The organism is Dethiosulfatarculus sandiegensis (genome assembly GCF_000931935.2).
GTDB lineage: Bacteria > Desulfobacterota > Desulfarculia > Desulfarculales > Desulfarculaceae > Dethiosulfatarculus > Dethiosulfatarculus sandiegensis.
On the sequence record NZ_AZAC01000011.1, the window covers coordinates 248,968 to 270,438 of the forward strand.

Consider the following 21,471-nt stretch of genomic DNA (forward strand, 5'->3'; position numbering starts at 1 on the left):
GTATTTATACTAACGTTCGTATAAAATTTTATACGTTCGTATAAATATAGCACAGCCCCGCATCTGTCAAGCAAATACGCATCCAAAAAACGATTAGCCCGTAAAACCAAGAGCTTTACGGGCTAATCGAGCCTGACATATTACCCAATTGCTTTAAGGCTAAAAATAATACCTGACCCAAAACTCGCTTCTGGCCTGGTCCGGCTTTTCGCCAAACTCGGTGCCTGAACCACCCAGGGGAAAGGCCATCCGGAAATTGAGGACCAGGTTGGTCACAGGAGACCAGGTCAAGCCAGGCTGCAGGCTGAAGCTCAAGTCTTCCAGGTTGATGATCGAGGCAATCCAGGTTGTCAGATATAGGAAATCAAAGGGTTCCTTTTGCGATGCCTTGAAATATAGATAATGTCTGCCAAAATTGCGCTGGCCATAATACGGGCGCACCGCCCGGCTTGCCTTTTCCATAATCGCGTCATCACCTGTGACCCGCCATGACTCATAGGCAGCATCCTGATAGGCAAAAAAATCGTCCAGCTCCGAAGAGCTGTATCCCGCGCCGTTGTGATAATACTCAAGAAAAAAAGTGGTGTCATGGGAGTTTAAGTAACGCAGCCCGGCCATGAAACTAAGCTGGTCCTCCTCCGAGACCAAGGCATTGCCCAGGCTGTCCAGAACCACATGCCGCACCCGGCGCTTGAGCCCGGCCTCGCCATGGATCTCCAGGTTTTCGGCCAGGTTCCTGGCAAAATCAAAACCCAGGCTTTCCGCCTGCTCGGGTCCGTTATAGTAGATAAAATCCAGGTCAGTATCACGCCAGAGCAGATAAAGCTTAAGGGCCAGGTTCCAGTCGCCGTTCTCTCCCAGTTCAGAGTTGGAAAAATCCTCCACCACAGGCAATAAAAGAGCGGTAAAGGCCAGGTTGTTAAGCCCTGGATCGGCAAAACTCTTTATATAATCCAGCCCCAACACGGTGCGGCCTTCCAGATTCAGTTCCGGATCGTCCGGGTCTTTGGTGCGGTTGACAAACCCGGCCGGGTTCCAGGCATAGCCCTTGCCCCAAAGAAAGGATTTTTTACCCAACTCCAGGGTGAGGTTGCTGGACGGTTTTATGGAAACATATCCCTGATAGAGCTTATTTTGCCAATCTTCATCCTGATAGGTGTTCAAATACTCATGATGAGAGAGAAAAAACACCTGCCACAAACGCTTGCCGTAACTCCCCTCCAGCTCCACCTGGGGATTGAATTCATCAATAGCCGGACCTGGATCGTCTTTGTAATGGTCTAAGGAATAGCGTGCTGAATCCTGATTCAGCCAATGGTGAACCTGGCGCACCTCCGCCCTTCCCCCCAGTTCATAGGGCTTTTCTTCCGCCTCCGGAATGGCGAAGTCATATTCTCCGCCCATAGCCGGCAAGGGCCAAGTCAGGCATAAGAGCAGAAGAAAAGCCCGCAGGCAAAAACAGCCCGAATTCATCAGCGCAGGTCCTTGATCCGGGAGAGGTAATTTAAGGTGAATACCTCATCGGCCAGTTCCCTTTTCTTGAGCTTGGCGGAGATCATTATGGACATATACCCCTTGTACAAAGGACTTTGGGTCTCCATCACAGCGGGCCTCACCACACCATCGCCAATATCCTTGATCTCCTTGAAAATCAGGGTCTTTATCAACATGCCGGTGGCTGCGTAGCATTCTATCTTGGTGGGAACCAATTCTTTTTGCAAGACCCACATACGCAGCCGATCATAGGCGACATTGCCGGATTTTGCCTTTAATTCAAGAACATACTCTCCGGGTTGTTCTTTGTATTCAGAGACGTCATACTCAACGCCGTAATCCAGCCGCATGATATCGGAGTTATTAAAGACCCCGCCCACCACAGACTGCATGCTGGTGATACGCAAGGGCTTGCCCACATTGGGGATATAAAGCCACATATTGTCGCCGAGGCGTAAGGTGGCCCTGCCCTTTTCACTGGCCGGAGAGATAAAAAGGGTCACCACCTTGTCCAGGTCCTTTTTAAGGAACCAAAGCACAAACTCCTTTTTAGTTCCGTCCGGTTCTATGTTTATGATCTTGCGGTACATCTCAAACGCACCGGGCTGGAGATTCTCATCCACCTTTTTCAAGATCTCCTGGCCACTAAGTGACCAGGCCGGAGACGAGAGCCCCAGGATCAGCCCCAGGGCGATGAAACATCGGGCAAAACGCTTTTTCAACATGCCTTCTTCCTTTGAAGCAATTATAAATCCTGTTTCATCAAGTCCGTTACACGTGGCGCAGGGCCTCCACCGGTTCCAGGCGCGCAGCCTTGGCCGCGGGCTGTAGACTGGCCAGGATAGATACCAAAAGCACTATCCCAAATGACCAGGCAAGCTCCAGCGGGGCTATGGATGGCTCCAGAATGAAGACCATGCCGGATCTGCCGAACTCAACCTCCAGGCCGGTCACATTAAACACAAGCAAAATGCCGACCCCGATGGCAGCTCCGGCTAAAGAGCTTATCAAGCCAAGGCTGAACCCTTCGGCCACAAACAAACCCCTTATACGGCCCGGACTGGTGCCCATGGCGGCCAGGGCGCCGATCTCGCTCACCCTTTCATAGACACTCATCATCATTACGTTCAAAACGCTGATCAAAACCACGGCGATCAAAATCACCTTGATGCCCATATTCATCATGTTGATCATGCGCACTATGTTGTAAAAAGGAGTCAACGTGGCCCAGGTGTGCAGCTCAAAAGCAGGTTTGCCTTCTTTATTTTTAAAAGGCGCCAGTTGACCCTTCAAGGAAGCGGCGGCCTTCTCCAGTTTGTCAAAACTTTTGACCCGTATTGCAATCTCGCTTATCTCGGGCTTTTTCATACGTAAAAGCGTGGCCGCATCCCTGAGATGGATATATCCGTCCCTGCCGCCGGGCCCCATGAGGCCTTCCACAATTCCGGCCACCTTAAAAGTCATGCCGTTTACAGAGCCGTCCTTGTTGTTGGCCACCAGCACTATGGTGTCACCCAGCTTCACCCCCATGCCGGTTGCCATGGATTCGGGCAAAAGCACCTCGCCCTCCTGCAAAAGCTTATCTTTGTGGGAGCGTTCAGTGAGCCGGGTTGTAAGCAAGGGAACAGTTGCACTTTCCTTGGCCGGCTCAATGCCGTTTAGGCGCACATTGGTGGTTTGGGTATAGTTGCTCAGCATGGCGGAAAACTTAATCCGCGGCGAAAAAGCCTCCACCCCGGCCTGTTTCTCCAAAATTCCGGCGAGGTTTTCATAGGCCTTGGGGGAAAGGGACCTGTCCAGAGGCAGGTTGTCTATGCTGGCCAGGTAACCCTTTTTATGAATTTGGATATGGCTTAAAAAGGAATCCGTAATCTGCCCTACCACGGCTTTTTTAAAAGAACCGCTTAAGCCCACAAACACTATCACCGCCACCATGCCAAAGGCGATCATCAGCCCGGTCAAGAGGCTGCGGCGCTTGTAGCGCAAAAGATTCTTCCAGGCCAGACGCAATATCTTAAGCATTTTCCACCTGGCCTTTCCGGCCCGAATGCCCCACAAAAATTCCGTCTTCCAAATAAAAAAGCACCTCTGCCTGGTCCATGACCCTCTGATCATGGGTGGAAAAAACAAAGGTGGTGCCAAAGGCGTCGCGCATCTGCTTCATCAGCTCAATCACTTTTTGGGCTGTTTTCCCGTCCAGGTTGGCTGTGGGCTCATCAGCCAGGACCAGCTCCGGTTTGCCCACCAGGGCCCTGGCCACCGCCACCCTTTGTTTTTGGCCGCCTGAGAGTTGGGCCGGATACTTGTGGGACTGATTGCTCATTCCCACTGCCTCCAAAACCCGTTCCACCAATGGTCCGCGCTTGTCCCTGGGCATATCCAGAATCATTAAAAGGGGATATTCCACATTTTCAAAGACCGTCAGAACAGGGAGCAAATTGAAGTCCTGAAAAACAAATCCCAGCTTTTCTCCCCTGAAAAGAGCGCCTTGCTTACGGTCCAGGGCACTGATATCCTGGCCGCTCACCATCACCCTGCCCTGACTGGGTTTATCAAGGCATCCCATTAGGTTAAGGGCAGTTGTCTTCCCACTGCCCGAAGGGCCCACCAAGGCTGCAAAGGCGCCTTTTTCTACCTCCAGACTCACATCTGAAAGGGCATTTACCCGCACCTCACCTAAATCATAGGTCCGGGTCACTCCCTCAAGAGAAACCAAAGCCATGAACTCCTCCCGTACAGAGCTTCTCCAAACTTTTCCGGATATCTACTTGCAGCATTCGGGCCAAACTGTCTTGGGCCCAAAAGCCCGGAATCAAGCCTCCAACAGACTTTATCCCGGTCACCGCTGCATAAAAAACACCCAATTTAGAAAAAACCGGTTAGTTCTTGCGCACCTTTGAAAGAGACAAAAATTTTTTATGCAAACAAAAGAAGGCTTAGGGCCATGACTGCCATTCCCATAACCAAACCATAGATGGAAAGATGGTGCTCCCCGTATTGCCTGGCAGCGGGGAGCAACTCATCCAGGGATATAAAAACCATGATACCAGCCACGCCCGCAAAAAGGATTCCAAAAACAGTATCCGAGAGGTAGGGCATCAACAAAAGATAGCCCAAAAGCGCGCCCGCCGGTTCAGCCAAACCGGAAAGGAATGAATAGTAAAAAGCCTTTTTTCGATCGCCGGTGGCGTAATAAATCGGCACTGAAACAGCCACACCTTCGGGGATGTTGTGGATGCCAATGGCCACGGCAATGGCTATACCAATGGAAGGGTCCTTCAAGGCTGCGGTAAAGGTTGCCAGCCCCTCGGGGAAATTGTGAATGGCAATAGCCAGGGCGGAGAACATGCCGACCTTGTAGAGCCTTTGGAACTTGTTCAGGCCCTCCTCGTCCTGCATCTCCTCGATCTTGTGGATTTCGTGCGGATTCTCAAAATCCGGGACCAGTTTATCAATGGCCGCTATGAGCCCCATGCCGCTGAAAAAGGCGAGCACCGTAACCCAATAACCCTGGGTCGGACCCAAATCCGCTTCCAGGGCTTGTTTGGCCTTAAAGAAAATTTCGATAAAGGAGACATAGATCATCACCCCGGCCGAAAGCCCCAGGGCCAGGGAAAGCAGTTTGGTGTTTGTCTGCCGGGCGCAAAAAGCCAGTGCACTGCCAATACCGGTTGACAGACCAGCCAGAAGGGTCAGGCCAAAAGCCATCAAAACGGTTTGAGTCTCCACAATCAGGCCTCCTTAATACAATCTGATTACTTTTTAAATACCACAGGAGAAGAAGCCATCCGGAAGATGAGATCCGCGTGTCGCAGGCGCCTTAGACAAGGTTTGACCCGCAGACTTAGATTAGTCAAGCTGTAAGAGAGACTCAAGCCTGATGGGATGTTTCCTGGGAAAGCTTTACGCAGGGCCAAGACAATGGAAGTAAACTGGATGGCCTGCCGACTGCTTATCAACACGTTTAAGGCCTTTTCCCTGCTGCCCGCCCCGGATAATTCCACCGGCGCGACCTAAGGGAGAAGTCTTTAGCCACCCCAAAAACCTCGCTATGGAATAAAGGTTGACGCTGCGATCTGGCGAAATGCCGCGATTGAGGATATTAAAACAGGTAAACGCCTGTCCCTTGACCTGAACCAGTAACAAAACAAAAAGGAACCATGACCTACCCCCAGATAGACCCGGTTCTTATAAGCTTTGGCCCCATAGCAGTGCGCTGGTATGGCCTGATGTATGTATTGGGTTTCTTAGGGGGCTACCTGGTTATATCAAACCGCCTGAAAAAAACCTTGCCCCGGGCGCCGGGGGATCTAACCCAGGAACTGCTTTTATGGTGCGGTATAGGGCTCCTTTTGGGAGGTAGACTGGGGTATGTTCTTTTCTACCAGTGGATGAACCTTGACTGGTATCTGAAAAATCCGATTGAAATCATAGCCATCTGGCACGGAGGCATGTCTTTTCACGGAGGCCTGGTCGGGGCGGCCCTGGCAGGGTTCACCCTGTTAAAAAAGAGAAAAACACCGCTTTTGCCTGCTGCAGACGCAGCCTGCCTGGCCGCGCCCATAGGCCTGGGTCTGGGACGCATCGGCAACTTTATCAATGGAGAACTCTATGGCAGGATTACCGAACTGCCCTGGGGCATGGTCTTCCCTGGTGCAGGGCCCTTGCCCAGGCACCCCTCCCAGCTTTATGAAATGGTTTTGGAAGGGCCTGTTTTATTTTTCCTGCTCTGGATGTTGAAAGACCGGGTAAAACCGGGTCAGGTTTCAGTCCTTTTTATAATCGGCTACTCCCTGGCCCGTTTTTTAGTCGAGTTTGTGCGCCAGCCCGACCCCCAACTGGGCCTGGTTATAAGCTTTCTTACCATGGGGCAGATCCTGAGCCTGGCCCAGGCGGCCCTGGGAGTTATATTCTGGTACATTACTTCCCGCTTAGATTGACTCTTACCACCAAAATTCCTCTGGTTAAAAGGCCATGGCCTAAACCGTTGGCAACAAGGAGTCTTTGCCATGCGTGTCATAGACCTTACCCACAGAATAACCGATTCCATGCCGGTATATCCCGGGGACCCGCATCCGGAAATAAGCCGGACCGCCACCCATGAAGAGGAAGGGTTTCAATGCAGCCTGCTTAAAATGAGCAGCCACACCGGCACCCATGTGGACGCTCCCCTGCACCTTATCAAACAAGGGGCGGGTCTGGAAAACATACCCTTGGAAAACTTTGTGGGCACTGCTTTTGTCATAGATATAAAGGGTCTGGATCAGGAACCTGTTTTACTTGAGGATTTGGAGGACCGCTGGCCCAGCCCAAATGAGACGGTGGATTTTGTCCTGTTCAACTCGGGATGGAGCGAATACTGGGGGCACGAAAAATACCTGCAGGGCTTTCCGGTGCTCTCGGTTTCCGCCCTGGAATGGCTGATTGCCAAAGGGATCAAGGGGCTGGGCGTAGACACCATCTCGGTGGACCCCATGGATTGCTTGAGTCACTTGAACCACAAGCTCCTTTTAAAGGCCAATATCATGATCTTCGAAAATCTGACCAACCTGGACAGGCTGCCGAACCGTGACTTTATTTTCAGCGCCCTTCCCCTGCCCTTCTCAACTGGTGACGGTTCGCCGGTCAGGGCTGTGGGAATGCTTGATTAAAAAAATGGTGTCATGAAAAAACACAGACAGCTTGTAGGGTGCCGCCAAGGGGCGTAGAATCCATAAAAATACCAGCAGGCTGGCCGCAAATAGCCTGTCAGTCAGGGCTAACTGCCCTTTAAACTCCGTCACACCGTAAAGGGAGTGTTACTCGTGTACCAATTAAGAAAACGCCTTTTAAACGGCGAACCCGCCATTGGCACCTTTGTGTGTGAATCCAGAAATCCGGCTATTGCCTACATCCTGGCTCAGGCTGGTTTTGATTTTTTCATTTTGGATAATGAGCACGGCACTTACTCGCCGGAAACCATGAGTGATTTCCTGGCGGTGGCCAGGGGGGCCGGTATTGAGGTGGTGGTCAGGGCGCAGGAAGTGCGCAAGGATGCAATACTTCATCCCCTTGATGCAGGGGCCAGCGGACTTCTTTTACCCATGGTCAACAACCGGGACCAGGCCCAAGATGCGGTGCGTCACGCCAAATATCCTCCCATGGGCGAAAGGGGAGTGGTATTGAAAAAAATGCACACTGCCTTTGGCCAGGTCAATCCCGGCGAATACCTTATTGAAGCCAATGAAAAAACCTTGGTGGCGGTGCAGGCGGAGACCGGCGAGGCCGCGGACAACGCCGCCGACATAGCCGCGGTAAAAGGTGTGGACTGCATTTTTGTGGGTCCCGGCGACCTGTCTACAAATCTGGGCATCCCCCTTCAGATGGAACACCCCAAACAGCTTGAGACCGTGGACAAGGTCTTCAAGGCCTGCGCGGATAATAATAAAGCCGCCGGAATGTGGGTGGTGTCCCCTGAATCAGCCAGGCAATGGATAGATAAGGGCGCCCGCATGATCGCCTACAGCACGGACTCCATGATTCTGTCCGATGGAGCTTCCAAGGCTATAGCAAAAATCAAAAAATAGGCATAACCCGCCCGGCCGGTCATAGTCTCCGGCCGGGCCCTAACCTTTTTCCGGCCCAAGGTCTTGGGACTGGCTTTCTCCCGGCTCCAAGGCATCATCCATGATCAAGTCCAAACGCCGCATAATCACATCTCTGCGACTGCCCGGATGATCAAACACATTTAACTTATTTGAGAGAAGTTGGACTCTTTCAACCCGGTCGCCCAGCTCGTCCCTTCTCAGTTGCGCCAAGTGCAATACCAGGGCTTCCACCAGCATAAGCCCCGAACAGCGGCTGCTCATTATGGCGTTCCACTCAAGCGGCACCACCAATTGCGCATCAGCCCAACGGGAGACAGGCGAAACATCCGAGTCTGTCAATATAACCACCTGCGATCCTTTTTCAGCAAACTCCCTTATGACCGCAGTGGTCTGTTGCGAATAACTGGTATAGGAAACCGCGAAAACGAGATCGTCTTTCTTTATTCCAAGGAGCTTATGCACTAAGTTGCCCGCCTGGTTATCCAGAAACACCGCCCCAGGGCAAAGTATGGCCAGTTGTTGCCAGAAGAAATAGGCAATGGCATAAGAATTCATCTGGCCAATTACATAAATCGCACCCTTGGTCTGATGAATCATCTCAGCCACCTTGGCCAGCCTCTCCGGAGGGTTGGTGGCATGGGCCGCTTTGAGTTCATTTATAACCAGATTGCTGAAGCGTGTCCAAAGTTCCCCCTCCCCTCCCAGGAGTTCGGCCCTGGTCTTCTGATAGTTCTCCCATTGGGAACCCACTTTGCTCAGCAATGCCTGCTTAAGCTGCTTCTTAAAATCAAGAAAATCATCATAGCCAAGCCTGGAGACAAAACGCGTAACAGTAGCTACACTGACTCTGGCGCCATCGCTTATTTCATAAATATTCTTCAGGGCGAGCTGGTCTTTTATCTCCTGAAAATATGCAACAAGTTTACTCTCAGCCTTGGTAAGTTTAGGCAACTTATTGATACGGTTACTTAAATCTTCAAACATGACTAAAGCCTTCATTTGTCAAGCAAGCCGTTATTGTGTGGAGAACTCCGGCGAATCGCATTATCATTTTTCCCGTATAGTTTATTAAAAATATCGATTTAAATAAAAAAATAAACAGAATTTCCATCTAACTATCTAATTTTACAAATCTAAAAAACCGACACTCTCCCTGTCGAAAAGAGGCAACCTAAACCAGCTTGATCTCATATCAGATACTTAAACCAATTAACCAAAAAATGAAAACAAATTCCTGTTCGGCAGTTTTAATACTTTTTTCTGGTATTTGGGCCAATAAAAACAATACAAAGAAAAATTCCTCAAACTTAATTTACAGTTTTTCATGTTTATGACAAGTGTTTTACCGCTAATTCACCTAACGCTACAAGCCATTTTTTTATCAACTGAGAAGAAGGCGAAATTTGGTATTTTTTGAGAGATGCAACTGGCGGGTTTTGAAGGATTTTTTCCTTTGAGGTTATTTTGATTTTTCTTTACTGCCGTAAATTTGAAAAAATATGCCTTCATTTTGATGGATTAACAAATTTTATACCATATCTTATATAGTTATGCAGAATAAACCAAAACAAAACCTCCCAAAACAGACTATACAATATTCGTTAAACGACAGACAAGCAAGCCGGAATCATGAGACCTGCCGGATGAGAGATCGCCAGTTATTATCCGCTAGGCAGTCTTCAAGCCAATTCTCAGTTCATGATTAAACGGGTAAAAAAGCATAAATCGCCAAAGGTAAAAATGGCCTGCCCCAGTCTCTGCACAAAGGAAAGGCGGCCAACCGACTTCTTAAAAACAGGGCGAAAGATAAATAAAAATAGTAACTTATGAGGAATACCAACTATAAACGAAACGAACAATTCCAGGGTGGCATCTGCCAGGTAATTATCATCGAAAATCCAATATACAGAATGCGTAAGGTTGCCCAACCGTAAAATTATAGCATTACCCCATCCATACTTCGTTATGGTTAAACGTATGACAATTACTGATATGGGTTAACCTTTACAGGTGCGCCGCTATGGCAATTCCGAGATACACCTTTTACTCGGCCATCAATACCAGACACAAAAACAAATAAGCGAAAAACCGGCCTCACTCAACCTGCCCAGCCTAATAGTATGCCATTCAGTTATTCCGCCAATTATAGGAGCATCCCCTCCCGGATAATCTTGGCTTCACAGCCTGCCACTGACTGTTCAAAAACTGAGTTTACTACGGCCCTCATCTGCTTATTATCATCCTCATTCAAAACCGGACCTCCCCTTCACTCGCTTTGCCTGCACATCATTCAGCCGGTCTACAGTTATCATAGCGGCCTTGGTGACGATCCAGGCATTTTTCCTTTAAAAAGAGGCTGTCCTGATGAAAGGATCCGCTTATTCTGTCTCTGCCTATCAACATTGCAGGGAGCGAGCTAAAAATTTGTTAATTTTTTAGCTCGCTCCTTTAAATTCACCCCATGAAAAAGCATAAAGCCAACTTTTAATCCTCCTCTATTTCCAGGCAGCCTGTAAAATCACATGGATCGCCGGAAACTGAATTTATGGTTATATAAACCATCTGTCCGGGACTTACAGGACGATTACACGGCAGCGATGTCAATGAACTAGCAGTAAAACCAGCCGTCATAAAAAGACTTGTATTAACCTCAAAAGACACATTGGCACTACCGGACCAAAGATAACCATTTATTTTTTTTATTGCGCCGTTTACTCCGGACATCATTTTTATTACCCGGCTCCCCGTCTGGAGTCTTCCTTTTGCAAACCAGCGCATAATGTGCTTTTGCTTTATCGCGCCAACACTGGCGTCTATTTTCTGATCAATCACCCCGTTCATTTCAGTTTTCGCCGAGTCAATGGCAGTATCCCGCTCTTGTTCGACTTCGGTCTTGCAACTGGCCACCGCCTGGTCAATGGCTGTATTTACAGCCGTCTTTAACTGTTCATTGTCATCCTTATTCAGGACCAATCCCTGACCTTCAATCACATGGGCCACTTCTTCCTGGACAGCATTGAGCCAGCCTGCGGTCACCACTGTGGCCTCGGTGCCGGTTTGAGGGTTGCCTTCGGTAAAGCGATTATCCTGATGACCTGAGCCGTCTATTCTATGCATGGGTGAAAACCTCCAAAGGAATACAAAAGAAAGGTGTCTTATGAATAAAGACATTGAAAAGTTTGCACATTGGATTGAGGAGAAAAGAGCAGGGGCACCCTGCTCTTTTAGGGCATTATCTAGCCTATTGGATGCACCCAAACCTCATTATATTGAACCAAAGGACTGCCGTAGTTATCATTCCAACCGGTTGCCAGGGTTCCCGAAGTGCTTATTCGGCCATGAACACCAAAAATTTTACTGGACCCAAAATTAGCTCTGGAAACGCCACCTCGGGAGTCCAAACTTCCGGTCACGTTGACACCATACGGGCCCTTACAAATCAGGCAGATGCCGCCGCCCGCTCCAGCAGCTCCTGTTCCGCCCCTGCCGCCGTTATAGGCCCCTCTAAGGCAGTTGGCTCCGGTGCCGCCTAATCCATAGCTGGAATCACCGGCATAGGCGCCTCGGCCGCCCCTTCCGCCGTTACCGCCTCGGCTTGTAGTTGTATTTTGGCCATTAAGGCCATGTTCTTTTACTAGACCGGCTCCTTTTGTCACCACCTTGCCGGAGATGATCATGCTGTCTTTAGCCAAAAGCCGGATGCTTCCGCCACCAGGCGCTCCGGCTCCGCCACCACCTGCGCCTCCGCCGCCGCAATAAGCCATTTTTATTACTCCTTAATCATCGCGACCATCACCGCCGCCACCGCCACCGGCACCGCCGCCACCACCGGAACCCATGCGAATAGTTTCATTAGTGGTATTATCCCCGTTTGCGCAGGCAGCTAAGTACCCTCCGTTAGTTCCACGGCTGCCCCTGCCGCCGTTACCGGCTCCACCCAGCCCCCGGGCGCCTCCGGATCCGCCATGTGAACCGCCACCGCGACCGCCATTACCGCCTCTGCGGCCATTGGCATATTGACACTGACCAGCCTTATCAGTGGGATTTATGCAATCTTCACCAGCATTACCAGATTCTCCCCCGGGACCGCCAGGGTAGCCGCCACCAGCATAAGCTCTGTTCTCATACCACCCGCCATTACCGCCTGCGCCACCGCCGCCGCCACCGCCGCCGCCATACCCCGCACCCTCCGCCGTCAAGGTGCCTAAGATAAGAACACTTCCGGCTTCGATGCTGAGTTGTCCGTAAGCACTGCCGTTATAATTTTTGACCTTCACTGTAGCACCTTGCGCTACGGTAAAGGTGCCGATATTGGTATGAACACCGGCTATCTCTCTGCCGTTTGCCGGTGTCCAATTCACTCCCCCATGATCGCCACCACCCAGATTGCTCCAAGCCATAATCAAACACTCCAGTTAAGCACCTGGTTATCGTAAAATTCCTTGATGCCTGGCACTTCATCAGGCAAGGCATCCAAGGCGCAGGCCAATTCATGTTTGCTTTTAAACAAAGGGGCCGCCGCTGCTAAAAATTCAGAAGCGTTATTCAAAATAGAATCAGCGAACATCTCGGGAGTTTCTCCGGCCCGGGTGTTGGCCACGCCTGCGATAAAGGCGCTTTCCCGGCCTTCCTTGTAGTTCAAGGCCTCTTCTATCTGCCGACCCCAGGTATCCCGCTCCACACCGGGGTAGCGATCCACCAGGCCGCTTTCGCTAATGAGCCGTTCCAAGCGGGCCGCTATAAGGCTCTCGACTCGGCTCTTGGCCTGGGCCGGATCATCAACCCCATAAAGAGGGTGCCCCAGCTCAGGATCGACCTCATACTCCTGAGCCAACATAGCGGAAAGGTCAGGCGAATCGGGTAAGGGAGCAACAGCAGCCTGCACCTCTTCCATGCAAACCTCAAGCACCTGTTTGGGTGTTGAGAAACGGGAGAAATGCAAAGCGTTATCCAGGATTTTTTCTTCATCCTGATAACCCTCAAATTCAACCACAAAACCGTTATCAGTATCTGCTTTCGAAATAATTTTTAAAGATAAAGCCATCAGTTTTCCTCCACAATTAAGTACCCCATAAAGTTGTAAGGATTGCCAGAATTTACAGAATGAACATCAACCATAAAATAAGTATTCCAGGCACAAATAACATTTAAATCAGTATCTCTTTGAATATAACCTCCGGTAGTATTTGTCCCAATTTCACTTTGAAATAAAGTAGTGCCAGAAGAACGAATTTCTATATTGAGAGAAGTTCCTCCACCTCTTACCATAGCTCCGGCTTCTACAATTCTGCCATTGATTCCAGATTGTATATTGACTATATTATCTCCAGTCTGTACCAAACCTTTCACAAAAAACCTAATTACATGCCTCTGCTTAACCGCCCCAATCCCGGCATCCACCTTCTGGTCAATCAGTCCGCTGATTTCATTTTTAGCTGCATCAATCTCGCTGGCACGGTCTAGCGCAACCTCTGTTTTGCAATTGGCAACCGCCTGCCCGATAGCCGTATTAACTGCGGTTTTTAGCTGTTCATTATCGTCTTTATCGAGCGCCAAATTCTGTCCCTCGATCACATGGGCCACTTCTTCCTGGACTGCATTGAGCCAGTCCGCGGTCACCACTGTGGCCTCGGTGCCGGTTTGGGGATTGCCCTCTGTAAAACGATTATCCTGGTGGCCGGAGCCGTCTATTCTGTGCATGGTTATCAACTTTCATAAGTAGATTAAGCAAGAATCAAGGCGAAATCTTACGTACCGATTCATAAACTTAGAACTGACAAATAAAATTAGGTCAAAAAAAGCAGGAGCGTGAAAAACCCCCTGCTCTTTTTTGAACATTCATCTAACCAACAGGATGAACCCAAACCTTATTCTGCTTAATCAAAGGGCTGCCGTAGTTATTATTCCAGCCGGTTTGAAGGGCTGCCCCGGCGGTGTTTACCCTGCCGTAAACCCCAAAAATTTTGGTGGATCCAAAATTAGGGGCTGCATAACTCATTCCACCGACTGTGCTGATAACTCCGGAAATCTGAACACCCCAGGGGCCATCACACCGGAGAAGAACACCACCACCGGCGCCCGTTCCGCCGTATCTGCCATCACCACCGCGCCCACCATCATGTACACAAGAAGTATTACCGTTCGCGCCAACACCGCCGCCACGAGCACCACTCGCCGTTGCACTCCCGCCAGTGCCACCTGCACCGCCAGGCCAACCGGTAGAGGATACACCGGCACCGGCATTCCCCGCACGGGTTCCCCCGCCCGAATAAATTGTGCCTGAGAGATTTAGGCTATTTTTTGCAATTAAGTAAACTGCACCACCACCAAGAGCCCCGGCGCCACCGCCGCCGGCACCGCCGCCTCCACAATAGGCCATTAGCTATGCTCCTTTAGTCAGGCTAACCATCGTCGCCGGCACCGCCGCCGCCGCCAGCACCACCTCCGCCTCCGCCGGACCCCATATACACGATTTCGTCAGTTGAGTTGTCACCATTTTTCGCGACACCACGATACCCTCCGCAAGCACCGTTTGATGATCCTGCCGCACCAACGTTGTGGAGTGTGCCACCCGCACCGGCAAGCCCGCGCGCGCCGCCATATGGCCCGCCCCCGGCACCACCGCCACCGCCGCCGCCGCCGGTTGTTGACCACGCGCCACTTGTACCTGTACCGGGGCAGCCATTATTTCCCCCAGAAGTTCCTAGGCCGGCTGCCCCCCCGGATGTCACCGTTTCCACCACCCAACCGCCGTTACCCCCAGCGCCACCGCCGCCTCCCCCTCCGCCTCCATAGCCCGCTTTGTTCGCGTCCAGAATGCCGTCAATCTGAATGTCTTGAGCTTCAACCTTTAACACCCCGTAATCAGAGCCATTATATTTTTTCACGTAAATCCTGCGGCCTGCCGCAACGCAAAAGATTCCTACATTGGTGTGGGTGCCGCATATTTCCGCTCCATCCGCCGGAGTCCAATTCACACCCTCATGATCTCCACCGCCAAGGTTGCTCCAAGCCATAATCAAATACTCCAGTTAAGCACCTGGTTATCGAAAAAGGCCTTTATAGCTTCCATTTCATTGGGTAAAGCATCCAAAGCGCAGACTAACTCATGTTTGGCCTTGAAAAGAGGCGCGGCCGAGGCCAAAAACTCAGAAGCGTTATTTAAAATGGAATCAGCAAACATCTCGGGCGTTTCTCCGGCCTGGGTGTTGGCTACGCTAGTTATGAAAGCGCTTTCCCGGCCTTCCTTGTAGTTCAAGGCCTCTTCTATCTGCCGACCCCAGGTGTCCCGCTCCACACTGGGGTAGCGGTCCACCAGGCCGCTTTCGCTGATGAGCCGTTCCAAGCGGGCCGCTATAAGGCTCTCGACTCGACTCTTGGCCTGGACCGGATCATCAATCCCATGAAGGGGGTGCCCCAGCTCAGGATCGACCTCATGTTCCTGATTCAGTAAAGCAGAAAGATCAGGCGAATCGGGTAAGGGAGCAACAGCGGCCTGCACCTCTTCCATGCAAACCTCAAGCACCTGTTTGGGCGTGGAGAAACGGGAGAAGTGCAAGGCGGTCTCCAGGACTTTTCCTCCATCCTGATAACCCTCAAAATCAACCACAAAACCATTATCTGTATCTGTTTTTGAGATAATTTTTACTGATAACGGCATCACAATTCCTCCACTAAAATAAATCCACGAAAGTCGTAGGCTTCACCAGAAACAATAGGCAGTGAAATAGTTATTGCATCTAGTTCGGTTAGATATACTGTGCCTGTATTTGCGGCTCCACCGCTGGAATCAATACTGGACGACCAAAGTGCTGTTGAGCCAACTTTTGCCGAAAATCCTACGGCACCAGTTCCAGATATGACTGCCCCCACCCGTTTAGTTTTACAGCTAATTCCGGGCGTTATGGTCAATAGCGAATCGGCAACTTGTGCATATCCGGAAACCGACCATCTTATAATATGTCTCTGCTTAACCGCCCCAATCCCGGCATCCACCTTCTGGTCAATCAGTCCGCTGATTTCATTTTTAGCTGCATCAATCTCGCTGGCACGGTCTAGGGCAACTTCTGTTTTGCAATTGGCAACCGCCTGCCCGATAGCAGTATTCACCGCAGTTTTTAGCTGTTCATTATCGTCTTTATCGAGCGCCAAATTCTGGCCCTCGATCACATGGGCCACTTCTTCCTGAACCGAATTAAGCCAGTCCGCGGTCACTACTGTGGCCTCGGTGCCGGTTTGGGGATTTCCTTCGGTAAAGTGATTATCCTGGTGGCCGGAGCCGTCTATTCTGTGCATGGTTTTATCAACCTCCGTAAGCGAATATGGGCAAGGTGTGGGCAGGAGCGTCCCGCAATATGGCGCATTCCAACAGCTCATTACCCCAATCAGACAATTTTTCCCCGGCCACTGAATTGCCGGCCTTAAAGCGCCGCACTGTCACGGCAGGGGCATTCACCCGAAACACATAGGCCCAATCCGCCTGCACCGCCGGTTCTCCGGCCCGGCCAATGCCTGCCCTGAAAGGCTTGAATTCCGTTATGCTCACCGGGTAGCCCAGCTTGGCGGCCAGGGAGATAAAGTAAGCCGGGGTGGGGCTTTCGCAGGCGGTCAATTTGGCGTGCAAAGCGCTGCGCCTCTCGCCCGGAGTCTCGGTTATGAGGCTGCACAGATCAGGCAGACCGCAGACCCGTTCCCAATCTTTGAGGCAATCGCTGGTTGTGCGGGGATCAGCCTCTTCCACCAGCCGATAGAGCATCTCCTCCAGCCGGGCGTATTCCCTGGCCTTGCCCAGGCACAGTCGGCCCAAGGTGCTTTTGGGGTCCCTGGGCCAGATGTCGCCCAAAGGCATGAGCGACAAAAGCATCTGTTGATATTCAACCGCCCTTGCCATAACTACCCCCAGTTAATCTGGCCCAGCACCAAAAGCTTGGCCTGGCCTGCGGTGATATTTGCAACAGGGCTAATGAGTTCATGGTCATACTCACCTGCCGCCTGACTGATGGCCCAACGGATATGGCTGATCAGCATCACCCCCTCTGGTTCAGATTCAGCCCTGAAAAGAGCTTCCAGGCTTTTTTGCACTGCCTGGCGTACAGAAGGGGTGTCCACACCGATCAAACGCAGATCAAAATCAACCGGGTGGGCCTGGCTGGGAAAGACCGTGACAGTGGCGGTTATGGGCCTGCGGGCAGGGTCATCCAGATAATCCTGCACCATCTGCACCTCCTGGGCATTGGGTATGGGAGAACCCGACTTATTCTCCATTAAAAAGGTCACTCCCACACTGCCCGGCCCCAGCCGCAAGGGATAGGCCCAGGCCCTGGTCACACCAGGCACCTCCTTGGCCCAGGTCACATAGTCGTGCCCGGATCCACCCTTGGGAGGCTTTTGAATTCGATCCAAAAGGCGCAAGCGCAAGGATTCGTCGGTCTCCAAATCCGCACCACCCACAATGTCACCATGGGAAAGGGCATGTCCCTTAAGCCCTGGGATGTAGTGATGCAGGTAAAGTTTCATGCCGCCGGGCAGATTTCCCTTTATCCCGGCTTGCTTGGCCTGGATGGCAACCTGGGTCTCCCCATCTTGGATGTAGGCCTCTTCAGTGGTTGCATAACGCTCATCGTTCAACCCCCTCAGCTCTAAATCCAAGGGCACCAGGGTTCCGTTTACACCGCTGAAAATTGCCTGGCCAAAGGCCTTGGCAGGCTGCTTGCGGCGCACACCCCAAATACTTGCATGGCGCTTTAAAAACTCCGACTCGGCCGTGTCCGGCATAAGCTGCAGGCTGAGCCTTCTGGCCAGGCCATAAATACTGTTAACCGCCCCGGCCTCAACTCTGCTCAGGACCTGCAGGTTTCCCCGCCTCAACTCCGGGCTTCCCTCAAGCAATTGAGCCTTTAAGTCAGTGCGCACCCGCTCTTCAATGGTTCTTATGTCTGGAATATCAAGAGGCATCAGAAGAACTCCAAGGATAGTTAAAATCAAACAAGGCCTGCTTGCCTTGCACCAGCTCCAGGCGCACCGACATCTTGAGCACTCCCTGCCCGCTGAAATCGGCATCCACTTGGATCTCGTTTACTATGCCGTCGGCCACCAGCCAGGCCAGGGACTCTTCGGCGTAAAGCCTGGCCAGTTCAAGCACCTCAGGTGTCTGCTTTTCCCGCTTAAGCAGCCAAAGCCTGGACCCATATTCATCTTCCGGCCAGGGCGTGATGAGATCACCCCACCAGCCCCGCTTATCCCGAATAAGTTCATCACTTCCCTCGGGAGCCTCGGCATCACTGAAAAGGCTGTGCAGAACCGCAGTGAACAGGCCCGGATCCTCCATGAGCTGACCATCTGCAACCCGCAAGTCTCCATGCAGCAGCTGGTTATCGAAAAAATGCCCAATGTCAGCCATTGCAACTCTCCACAATCTTCCAGTGCCCGGCGCTGGAGCCCTCTTCCACATGTACGCAGTCGCCAACCCTGGCCAGCCGTTCAAAAGACTCACCGTCTATATTCACCGGGGCCATGAAATTGCCCATGCTCACCCCGGCACCCAGGATCTGGATCTGCCCCAGACTCAACAGGTCAATCCCCTGCATGGCCCGCACAGTGAACTTGTCGCAGACCAGCTCCACCTCCCTGCCGTCGTTCTTAAAGGTAAGCCTCTGCCTGGGTCCGCCGGTGTCAGCAGGCCAACCGGGAGGCAGCTCTGCCGGCAGCTCAAGGGGTGGCTCATCCTCGCCCACAGCGTCTCCCTTGCCGTAAAGGGCCACCTCCCCCTGGTCCAGATCCTTGGGCCTGAGCTCCCGTTTTTCCGTGGCCACGGCCAGGCCCAGGCTGCGGTCCCCGGCCGGGAAAAGCACCATTACTTCCGTATTTTCCAAAGGTTCAGAAGCAAAACCATACTGCTGCATAACCTTGAGCCCCTGGGCCACTTCCCCTCCCAAAAGCTCGGCCGTGATCGTCTTGCCCTGATCACTCTCTTCCACCGCGCGGACCATTCCCCTGGCCAACATGAGGAGGATTTTCTGACGCAAAGGGCGCAAGACCCTGCCCAAAGCCGACATGTTCATGACTGTTCTCCGTCATAGGAATTCTTAATATTTTTGGCTTGATCCTTGGTAGGCTGGACGGCATAGGCGTCCGGGTGGATCACTCCCAGCTCGGTGGTGGTGCCGCTGGATTCATCCAAAACAAAACTCACGCTCTCAATAAGGTATTCACCCTTCATGCCCAAGAGAGAGTCATCAATCTTGACCAGCTTATTCACCTGCCAGAGCTTTCCTGCGGCAGTGCGCCAACCTTGAACCTTAAAAGTGGCTCGCCGGGATTTTCCGGCCCGGTTTACAGACTCCCATCTGGCCCGAGCCTCCATGGCCGCTTTATTACCGGTCACATCGGCCAGGATGATCAAGGGTCTATGAACATCCTTTAAAACTGGGTCTTCGGCCTCCCCAACCACGGACAGGGATTTGGTCTCCCCCTCCTGGTCCTCTTCCGGTTCGGCAGCCTGGCCCTTGACCAGATACTTGGAAAAACGCTCGTTGCCCGAATAATCCCCACTGGCCTCAATAATGTTCTTACCGACCTTAAGCTCTCCGATCACAGGCCGCTTATCCGATATCCGCAGGCTCAAAACCCCATTGCCGTTGCTCACCGGCAAAACACCCCTCTGCTTGCAGAGCTTGAGCAAAAAACAATGCACACTGTCTCCCTGGCTGTAGCTGGCCCTTTTGAACTTGCCGGGGATCTCTTTTTCCGCCTCAATCGTCACTCCAAAAGGAGCACAAACCTCTGTGGCTATGGAGACCAGGTCCTGATCAAAAAAATCCACTTTTTCAGAGACATGGGAGCAATCAACCAGATAACCGCATAGATCCCTGCCGCTGACCGAGATGGAATGGGAGCTGTCAGAGTAAGAGGGGCTCATCTGGTCTATGCGGCCGGAGAGAATCTTTTCCTTGCCCGAAAAAACCTGGCACTTGGCCCCCAGCTTTATACGGTAGTTTTCCGGTTGTTTAGGCCAGCGGGCAGACATCTCGAGGCTGAAGCTGTGAGCAAGCTTATCCAACGAGCTGCTGATCTTGACGCTTTTCCAACCGGCATTGTCATGCATAACGTCTTTTTGAAGCTCAACCTTGAGCACCACATCCTCAAGCATCCTTCACCTCCAGGGTTGTTCCGGCAGGTAAAAAGCCGGGGTGAAAGACCTGGGGATTCATCTTGAGGATCTCCTGTTCACGGGTGATATCCCCGTAAAGTTGATAAGCCAAAACCATGGCCGGCAACGCGGAAGGAGGCACATCAAATTTGGAAACTTTTTTGGCGTTGAGCTCCTTTTGCTCAAAAGAGGCTATCAGCATTGTTTTAAGCTCAACCAAAAGCTCAAAAGAAGAAGTGTCTTTTTTAGAGCTGGCCTGGTGAGCCAAAATATCCAAATTGTCTAAAACCCGCTCCAGCGACAATCTGGCTTCAAGGCGTGAAGAAAAGGAGATTTCAACAGACAAGGAGGCCGCGACCACCAAAGATATACGCCGGACATAATCAACAATGGCCTGCACAGCTTCTTTAACTTCAGACAGGTCGAAATCTTCGATAGCCTTTATAATGGAATCCAATTGCAAAGAAGACAGCTTAAGGGATATCTCCAAGGCAAGCTCTTTTTGCAAAGAGCCAAGAACTTCGTGGATAGCCTTATCGACCGACTTGATAAAATCCTTGACCGTCTTTTCAATATCCTTGAGCAATTTTTGGGGAGCCTTGATTAGCTCCTCCAGCTGTTTCAAAAAATCCAAGGCCTCCTGCAAAAGCGGAGTGGGATCCAGTTTATCCAACAACTCGCGGATCTTGGCCGCAATCTGGGAAATGGTGGCCAGAACCTTATCCTTGGCTTCATTGAAATCCTTTAAAAACTCCTCCAGAAAATCCGTGATAGCCTTTTGAAAGTCTTCCAAAGCGCTTTCAGACTTTTCCTTCATTACCTTTTCCAGATCGCTTTTAGCGCTGGGAAAAGAGTTTTCGCCCTCTTCTTCAAAGCTCAGTTGGAATTGAGCCTCTCCCTTGCCCGAGCTGCTATATTGCACCTGGCATTTGGTGCAAACCACCTTGCAGACCACCAGCCCGGGACAAACCAGAACACCGCTGCCGCTTTTTTCACAGGCCTGTAAAAGCTTATTGGCATTGACCTGATAGTCGTTGGCCCCGGGAATAGAGTTCAGAATAGAGGCCTTAAGGTTAAGCGCCCTGGTTTTTTTGCCCATATCCTCGTTATAGGGCTGGTTGCTCAAGGGATAGTTGTGAGTCACCGTGCGCCTTCCCACCTCCATGTCACTATCCAGAAGATGAAAGGGCACCCCTCTGAAACTGGCCATACCGGCCTTTTTGGTTTCCTTTTTCGGCATGA

General features: G+C 51.4%; 24 protein-coding genes. 4 read left to right on the forward strand and 20 right to left on the reverse strand.

Annotated elements, in window-relative coordinates; translation table 11 throughout:
• Nucleotides 1–159 precede the first annotated feature (159 nt).
• From X474_RS08640 to zupT, 5 genes are all read right to left on the reverse strand, one after another.
• On the reverse strand, nt 160–1,473 hold the full coding sequence (locus X474_RS08640; protein ID WP_044348155.1) for a hypothetical protein: 1,314 nt from the start codon (nt 1,471–1,473) through the stop codon (nt 160–162).
• Nucleotides 1,473–2,219: an outer membrane lipoprotein-sorting protein gene (locus tag X474_RS08645; protein WP_044348156.1), complete on the reverse strand. Its 747-nt coding sequence runs from the start codon at nt 2,217–2,219 to the stop codon at nt 1,473–1,475. Before X474_RS08645 ends, X474_RS08640 begins: the two co-directional genes overlap by 1 nt.
• 46 nt (nt 2,220–2,265) lie before the next feature.
• Nucleotides 2,266–3,516: an ABC transporter permease gene (locus tag X474_RS08650; RefSeq protein ID WP_044348157.1), complete on the reverse strand. Its 1,251-nt coding sequence runs from the start codon at nt 3,514–3,516 to the stop codon at nt 2,266–2,268.
• The gene (locus X474_RS08655) at nt 3,509–4,216 is read right to left on the reverse strand and encodes an ABC transporter ATP-binding protein (RefSeq protein ID WP_044348158.1); all 708 of its coding nucleotides are present in this window, start codon (nt 4,214–4,216) and stop codon (nt 3,509–3,511) included. Before X474_RS08655 ends, X474_RS08650 begins: the two co-directional genes overlap by 8 nt.
• A gap of 194 nt (nt 4,217–4,410) precedes the next feature.
• A complete protein-coding gene (gene zupT, locus X474_RS08665) occupies nt 4,411–5,202 on the reverse strand; it encodes a zinc transporter ZupT (protein ID WP_082464266.1) in 792 nt (263 codons plus the stop codon).
• A gap of 452 nt (nt 5,203–5,654) precedes the next feature.
• On the opposite strand from zupT, the gene lgt reads away from it, so the two are divergent.
• The 3 genes from lgt to X474_RS08680 all read left to right on the forward strand — a co-directional run bounded on the left by lgt (nt 5,655) and on the right by X474_RS08680 (nt 8,060).
• Complete coding sequence (lgt, locus tag X474_RS08670; RefSeq protein WP_044348163.1) at nt 5,655–6,434, forward strand: prolipoprotein diacylglyceryl transferase; 780 nt, start codon at nt 5,655–5,657, stop codon at nt 6,432–6,434.
• A 69-nt stretch (nt 6,435–6,503) separates the two neighbouring features.
• The gene (locus X474_RS08675) at nt 6,504–7,145 is read left to right on the forward strand and encodes a cyclase family protein (RefSeq protein WP_044348164.1); all 642 of its coding nucleotides are present in this window, start codon (nt 6,504–6,506) and stop codon (nt 7,143–7,145) included.
• 153 nt (nt 7,146–7,298) lie between these two features.
• The gene (locus X474_RS08680) at nt 7,299–8,060 is read left to right on the forward strand and encodes an HpcH/HpaI aldolase family protein (protein ID WP_052515027.1); all 762 of its coding nucleotides are present in this window, start codon (nt 7,299–7,301) and stop codon (nt 8,058–8,060) included.
• 39 nt (nt 8,061–8,099) lie between these two features.
• On the opposite strand, the gene X474_RS08685 is transcribed toward X474_RS08680, so the two are convergent.
• The 6 genes from X474_RS08685 to X474_RS08710 all read right to left on the reverse strand — a co-directional run bounded on the left by X474_RS08685 (nt 8,100) and on the right by X474_RS08710 (nt 13,781).
• Nucleotides 8,100–9,065, reverse strand: a complete 966-nt coding sequence (locus X474_RS08685; protein WP_044348165.1) for a MurR/RpiR family transcriptional regulator — start codon at nt 9,063–9,065, stop codon at nt 8,100–8,102.
• Nucleotides 9,066–10,565: 1,500 nt separating this feature from the next.
• Nucleotides 10,566–11,198 (reverse strand): hypothetical protein, encoded by a 633-nt coding sequence (locus X474_RS08695; RefSeq protein ID WP_052515028.1) that lies wholly within the window; start codon nt 11,196–11,198, stop codon nt 10,566–10,568.
• Nucleotides 11,199–11,317: 119 nt separating this feature from the next.
• Nucleotides 11,318–11,845 carry a hypothetical protein gene (locus X474_RS08700; protein WP_044348167.1) on the reverse strand — a complete coding sequence of 176 codons (528 nt, stop codon included), beginning with the start codon at nt 11,843–11,845 and terminating at the stop codon, nt 11,318–11,320.
• 12 nt (nt 11,846–11,857) lie between these two features.
• A complete protein-coding gene (locus X474_RS27025; RefSeq protein ID WP_156360687.1) occupies nt 11,858–12,481 on the reverse strand; it encodes a hypothetical protein in 624 nt (207 codons plus the stop codon).
• A gap of 2 nt (nt 12,482–12,483) precedes the next feature.
• Nucleotides 12,484–13,125, reverse strand: coding sequence for a hypothetical protein (locus X474_RS08705; protein WP_044348168.1), 642 nt, complete (start codon nt 13,123–13,125; stop codon nt 12,484–12,486).
• Nucleotides 13,125–13,781, reverse strand: a complete 657-nt coding sequence (locus tag X474_RS08710; protein ID WP_052515029.1) for a hypothetical protein — start codon at nt 13,779–13,781, stop codon at nt 13,125–13,127. Before X474_RS08710 ends, X474_RS08705 begins: the two co-directional genes overlap by 1 nt.
• A 154-nt stretch (nt 13,782–13,935) precedes the next feature.
• On the opposite strand from X474_RS08710, the gene X474_RS26085 reads away from it, so the two are divergent.
• The gene (locus X474_RS26085; protein WP_156360688.1) at nt 13,936–14,364 is read left to right on the forward strand and encodes a hypothetical protein; all 429 of its coding nucleotides are present in this window, start codon (nt 13,936–13,938) and stop codon (nt 14,362–14,364) included.
• Nucleotides 14,365–14,463: 99 nt separating this feature from the next.
• On the opposite strand, the gene X474_RS26090 is transcribed toward X474_RS26085, so the two are convergent.
• The 9 genes from X474_RS26090 to X474_RS08760 form a co-directional block, all read right to left on the reverse strand.
• Nucleotides 14,464–14,766, reverse strand: coding sequence for a hypothetical protein (locus X474_RS26090; protein ID WP_156360689.1), 303 nt, complete (start codon nt 14,764–14,766; stop codon nt 14,464–14,466).
• Nucleotides 14,767–15,099: 333 nt separating this feature from the next.
• Nucleotides 15,100–15,741, reverse strand: coding sequence for a hypothetical protein (locus X474_RS08725; RefSeq protein ID WP_044348170.1), 642 nt, complete (start codon nt 15,739–15,741; stop codon nt 15,100–15,102).
• Nucleotides 15,741–16,376, reverse strand: coding sequence for a hypothetical protein (locus X474_RS08730; RefSeq protein ID WP_044348171.1), 636 nt, complete (start codon nt 16,374–16,376; stop codon nt 15,741–15,743). The genes X474_RS08725 and X474_RS08730 overlap by 1 nt, the downstream gene beginning before the upstream one ends.
• 7 nt (nt 16,377–16,383) lie before the next feature.
• Entirely contained in the window at nt 16,384–16,971 is a 588-nt protein-coding gene (locus X474_RS08735) for a YmfQ family protein (RefSeq protein WP_044348172.1), read from the reverse strand.
• A gap of 2 nt (nt 16,972–16,973) precedes the next feature.
• Entirely contained in the window at nt 16,974–18,035 is a 1,062-nt protein-coding gene (locus X474_RS08740) for a baseplate J/gp47 family protein (RefSeq protein WP_044348173.1), read from the reverse strand.
• Nucleotides 18,025–18,480: a phage GP46 family protein gene (locus X474_RS08745; protein WP_044348175.1), complete on the reverse strand. Its 456-nt coding sequence runs from the start codon at nt 18,478–18,480 to the stop codon at nt 18,025–18,027. Before X474_RS08745 ends, X474_RS08740 begins: the two co-directional genes overlap by 11 nt.
• Nucleotides 18,473–19,141, reverse strand: coding sequence for a phage baseplate assembly protein domain-containing protein (locus tag X474_RS08750; RefSeq protein WP_052515030.1), 669 nt, complete (start codon nt 19,139–19,141; stop codon nt 18,473–18,475). The genes X474_RS08745 and X474_RS08750 overlap by 8 nt, the downstream gene beginning before the upstream one ends.
• Nucleotides 19,138–20,229: a phage baseplate assembly protein gene (locus X474_RS08755; protein ID WP_044348176.1), complete on the reverse strand. Its 1,092-nt coding sequence runs from the start codon at nt 20,227–20,229 to the stop codon at nt 19,138–19,140. Before X474_RS08755 ends, X474_RS08750 begins: the two co-directional genes overlap by 4 nt.
• The gene (locus X474_RS08760) at nt 20,222–21,469 is read right to left on the reverse strand and encodes a DNA circularization protein (protein WP_044348177.1); all 1,248 of its coding nucleotides are present in this window, start codon (nt 21,467–21,469) and stop codon (nt 20,222–20,224) included. The genes X474_RS08755 and X474_RS08760 overlap by 8 nt, the downstream gene beginning before the upstream one ends.
• Nucleotides 21,470–21,471 lie beyond the last annotated feature (2 nt).

Bases quoted from the DNA above. Each gene is read 5' to 3' on its own strand.
- zupT (WP_082464266.1), bottom strand. From the start codon at position 5,202: ATGGCTTTTGGCCTGACCCTTCTGGCTGGTCTGTCAACCGGTATTGGC.
- lgt (WP_044348163.1), top strand. From the start codon at position 5,655: ATGACCTACCCCCAGATAGACCCGGTTCTTATAAGCTTTGGCCCCATA.
- X474_RS26085 (WP_156360688.1), top strand. From the start codon at position 13,936: ATGAACCCAAACCTTATTCTGCTTAATCAAAGGGCTGCCGTAGTTATT.
- X474_RS08655 (WP_044348158.1), bottom strand. From the start codon at position 4,216: ATGGCTTTGGTTTCTCTTGAGGGAGTGACCCGGACCTATGATTTAGGT.
- X474_RS08735 (WP_044348172.1), bottom strand. From the start codon at position 16,971: ATGGCAAGGGCGGTTGAATATCAACAGATGCTTTTGTCGCTCATGCCT.
- X474_RS27025 (WP_156360687.1), bottom strand. From the start codon at position 12,481: ATGGCTTGGAGCAATCTGGGTGGTGGCGATCATGGGGGAGTGAATTGG.
- X474_RS08740 (WP_044348173.1), bottom strand. From the start codon at position 18,035: ATGCCTCTTGATATTCCAGACATAAGAACCATTGAAGAGCGGGTGCGC.
- X474_RS08650 (WP_044348157.1), bottom strand. From the start codon at position 3,516: ATGCTTAAGATATTGCGTCTGGCCTGGAAGAATCTTTTGCGCTACAAG.
- X474_RS08705 (WP_044348168.1), bottom strand. From the start codon at position 13,125: ATGGCTTTATCTTTAAAAATTATTTCGAAAGCAGATACTGATAACGGT.
- X474_RS08730 (WP_044348171.1), bottom strand. From the start codon at position 16,376: ATGCACAGAATAGACGGCTCCGGCCACCAGGATAATCACTTTACCGAA.
- X474_RS26090 (WP_156360689.1), bottom strand. From the start codon at position 14,766: ATGGCTGCCCCGGTACAGGTACAAGTGGCGCGTGGTCAACAACCGGCG.
- X474_RS08710 (WP_052515029.1), bottom strand. From the start codon at position 13,781: ATGCACAGAATAGACGGCTCCGGCCACCAGGATAATCGTTTTACAGAG.
- X474_RS08675 (WP_044348164.1), top strand. From the start codon at position 6,504: ATGCGTGTCATAGACCTTACCCACAGAATAACCGATTCCATGCCGGTA.
- X474_RS08745 (WP_044348175.1), bottom strand. From the start codon at position 18,480: ATGGCTGACATTGGGCATTTTTTCGATAACCAGCTGCTGCATGGAGAC.
- X474_RS08685 (WP_044348165.1), bottom strand. From the start codon at position 9,065: ATGTTTGAAGATTTAAGTAACCGTATCAATAAGTTGCCTAAACTTACC.
- X474_RS08645 (WP_044348156.1), bottom strand. From the start codon at position 2,219: ATGTTGAAAAAGCGTTTTGCCCGATGTTTCATCGCCCTGGGGCTGATC.
- X474_RS08725 (WP_044348170.1), bottom strand. From the start codon at position 15,741: ATGCCGTTATCAGTAAAAATTATCTCAAAAACAGATACAGATAATGGT.
- X474_RS08700 (WP_044348167.1), bottom strand. From the start codon at position 11,845: ATGGCTTATTGCGGCGGCGGAGGCGCAGGTGGTGGCGGAGCCGGAGCG.
- X474_RS08755 (WP_044348176.1), bottom strand. From the start codon at position 20,229: ATGCTTGAGGATGTGGTGCTCAAGGTTGAGCTTCAAAAAGACGTTATG.
- X474_RS08760 (WP_044348177.1), bottom strand. From the start codon at position 21,469: ATGCCGAAAAAGGAAACCAAAAAGGCCGGTATGGCCAGTTTCAGAGGG.
- X474_RS08750 (WP_052515030.1), bottom strand. From the start codon at position 19,141: ATGAACATGTCGGCTTTGGGCAGGGTCTTGCGCCCTTTGCGTCAGAAA.
- X474_RS08695 (WP_052515028.1), bottom strand. From the start codon at position 11,198: ATGCATAGAATAGACGGCTCAGGTCATCAGGATAATCGCTTTACCGAA.
- X474_RS08640 (WP_044348155.1), bottom strand. From the start codon at position 1,473: ATGAATTCGGGCTGTTTTTGCCTGCGGGCTTTTCTTCTGCTCTTATGC.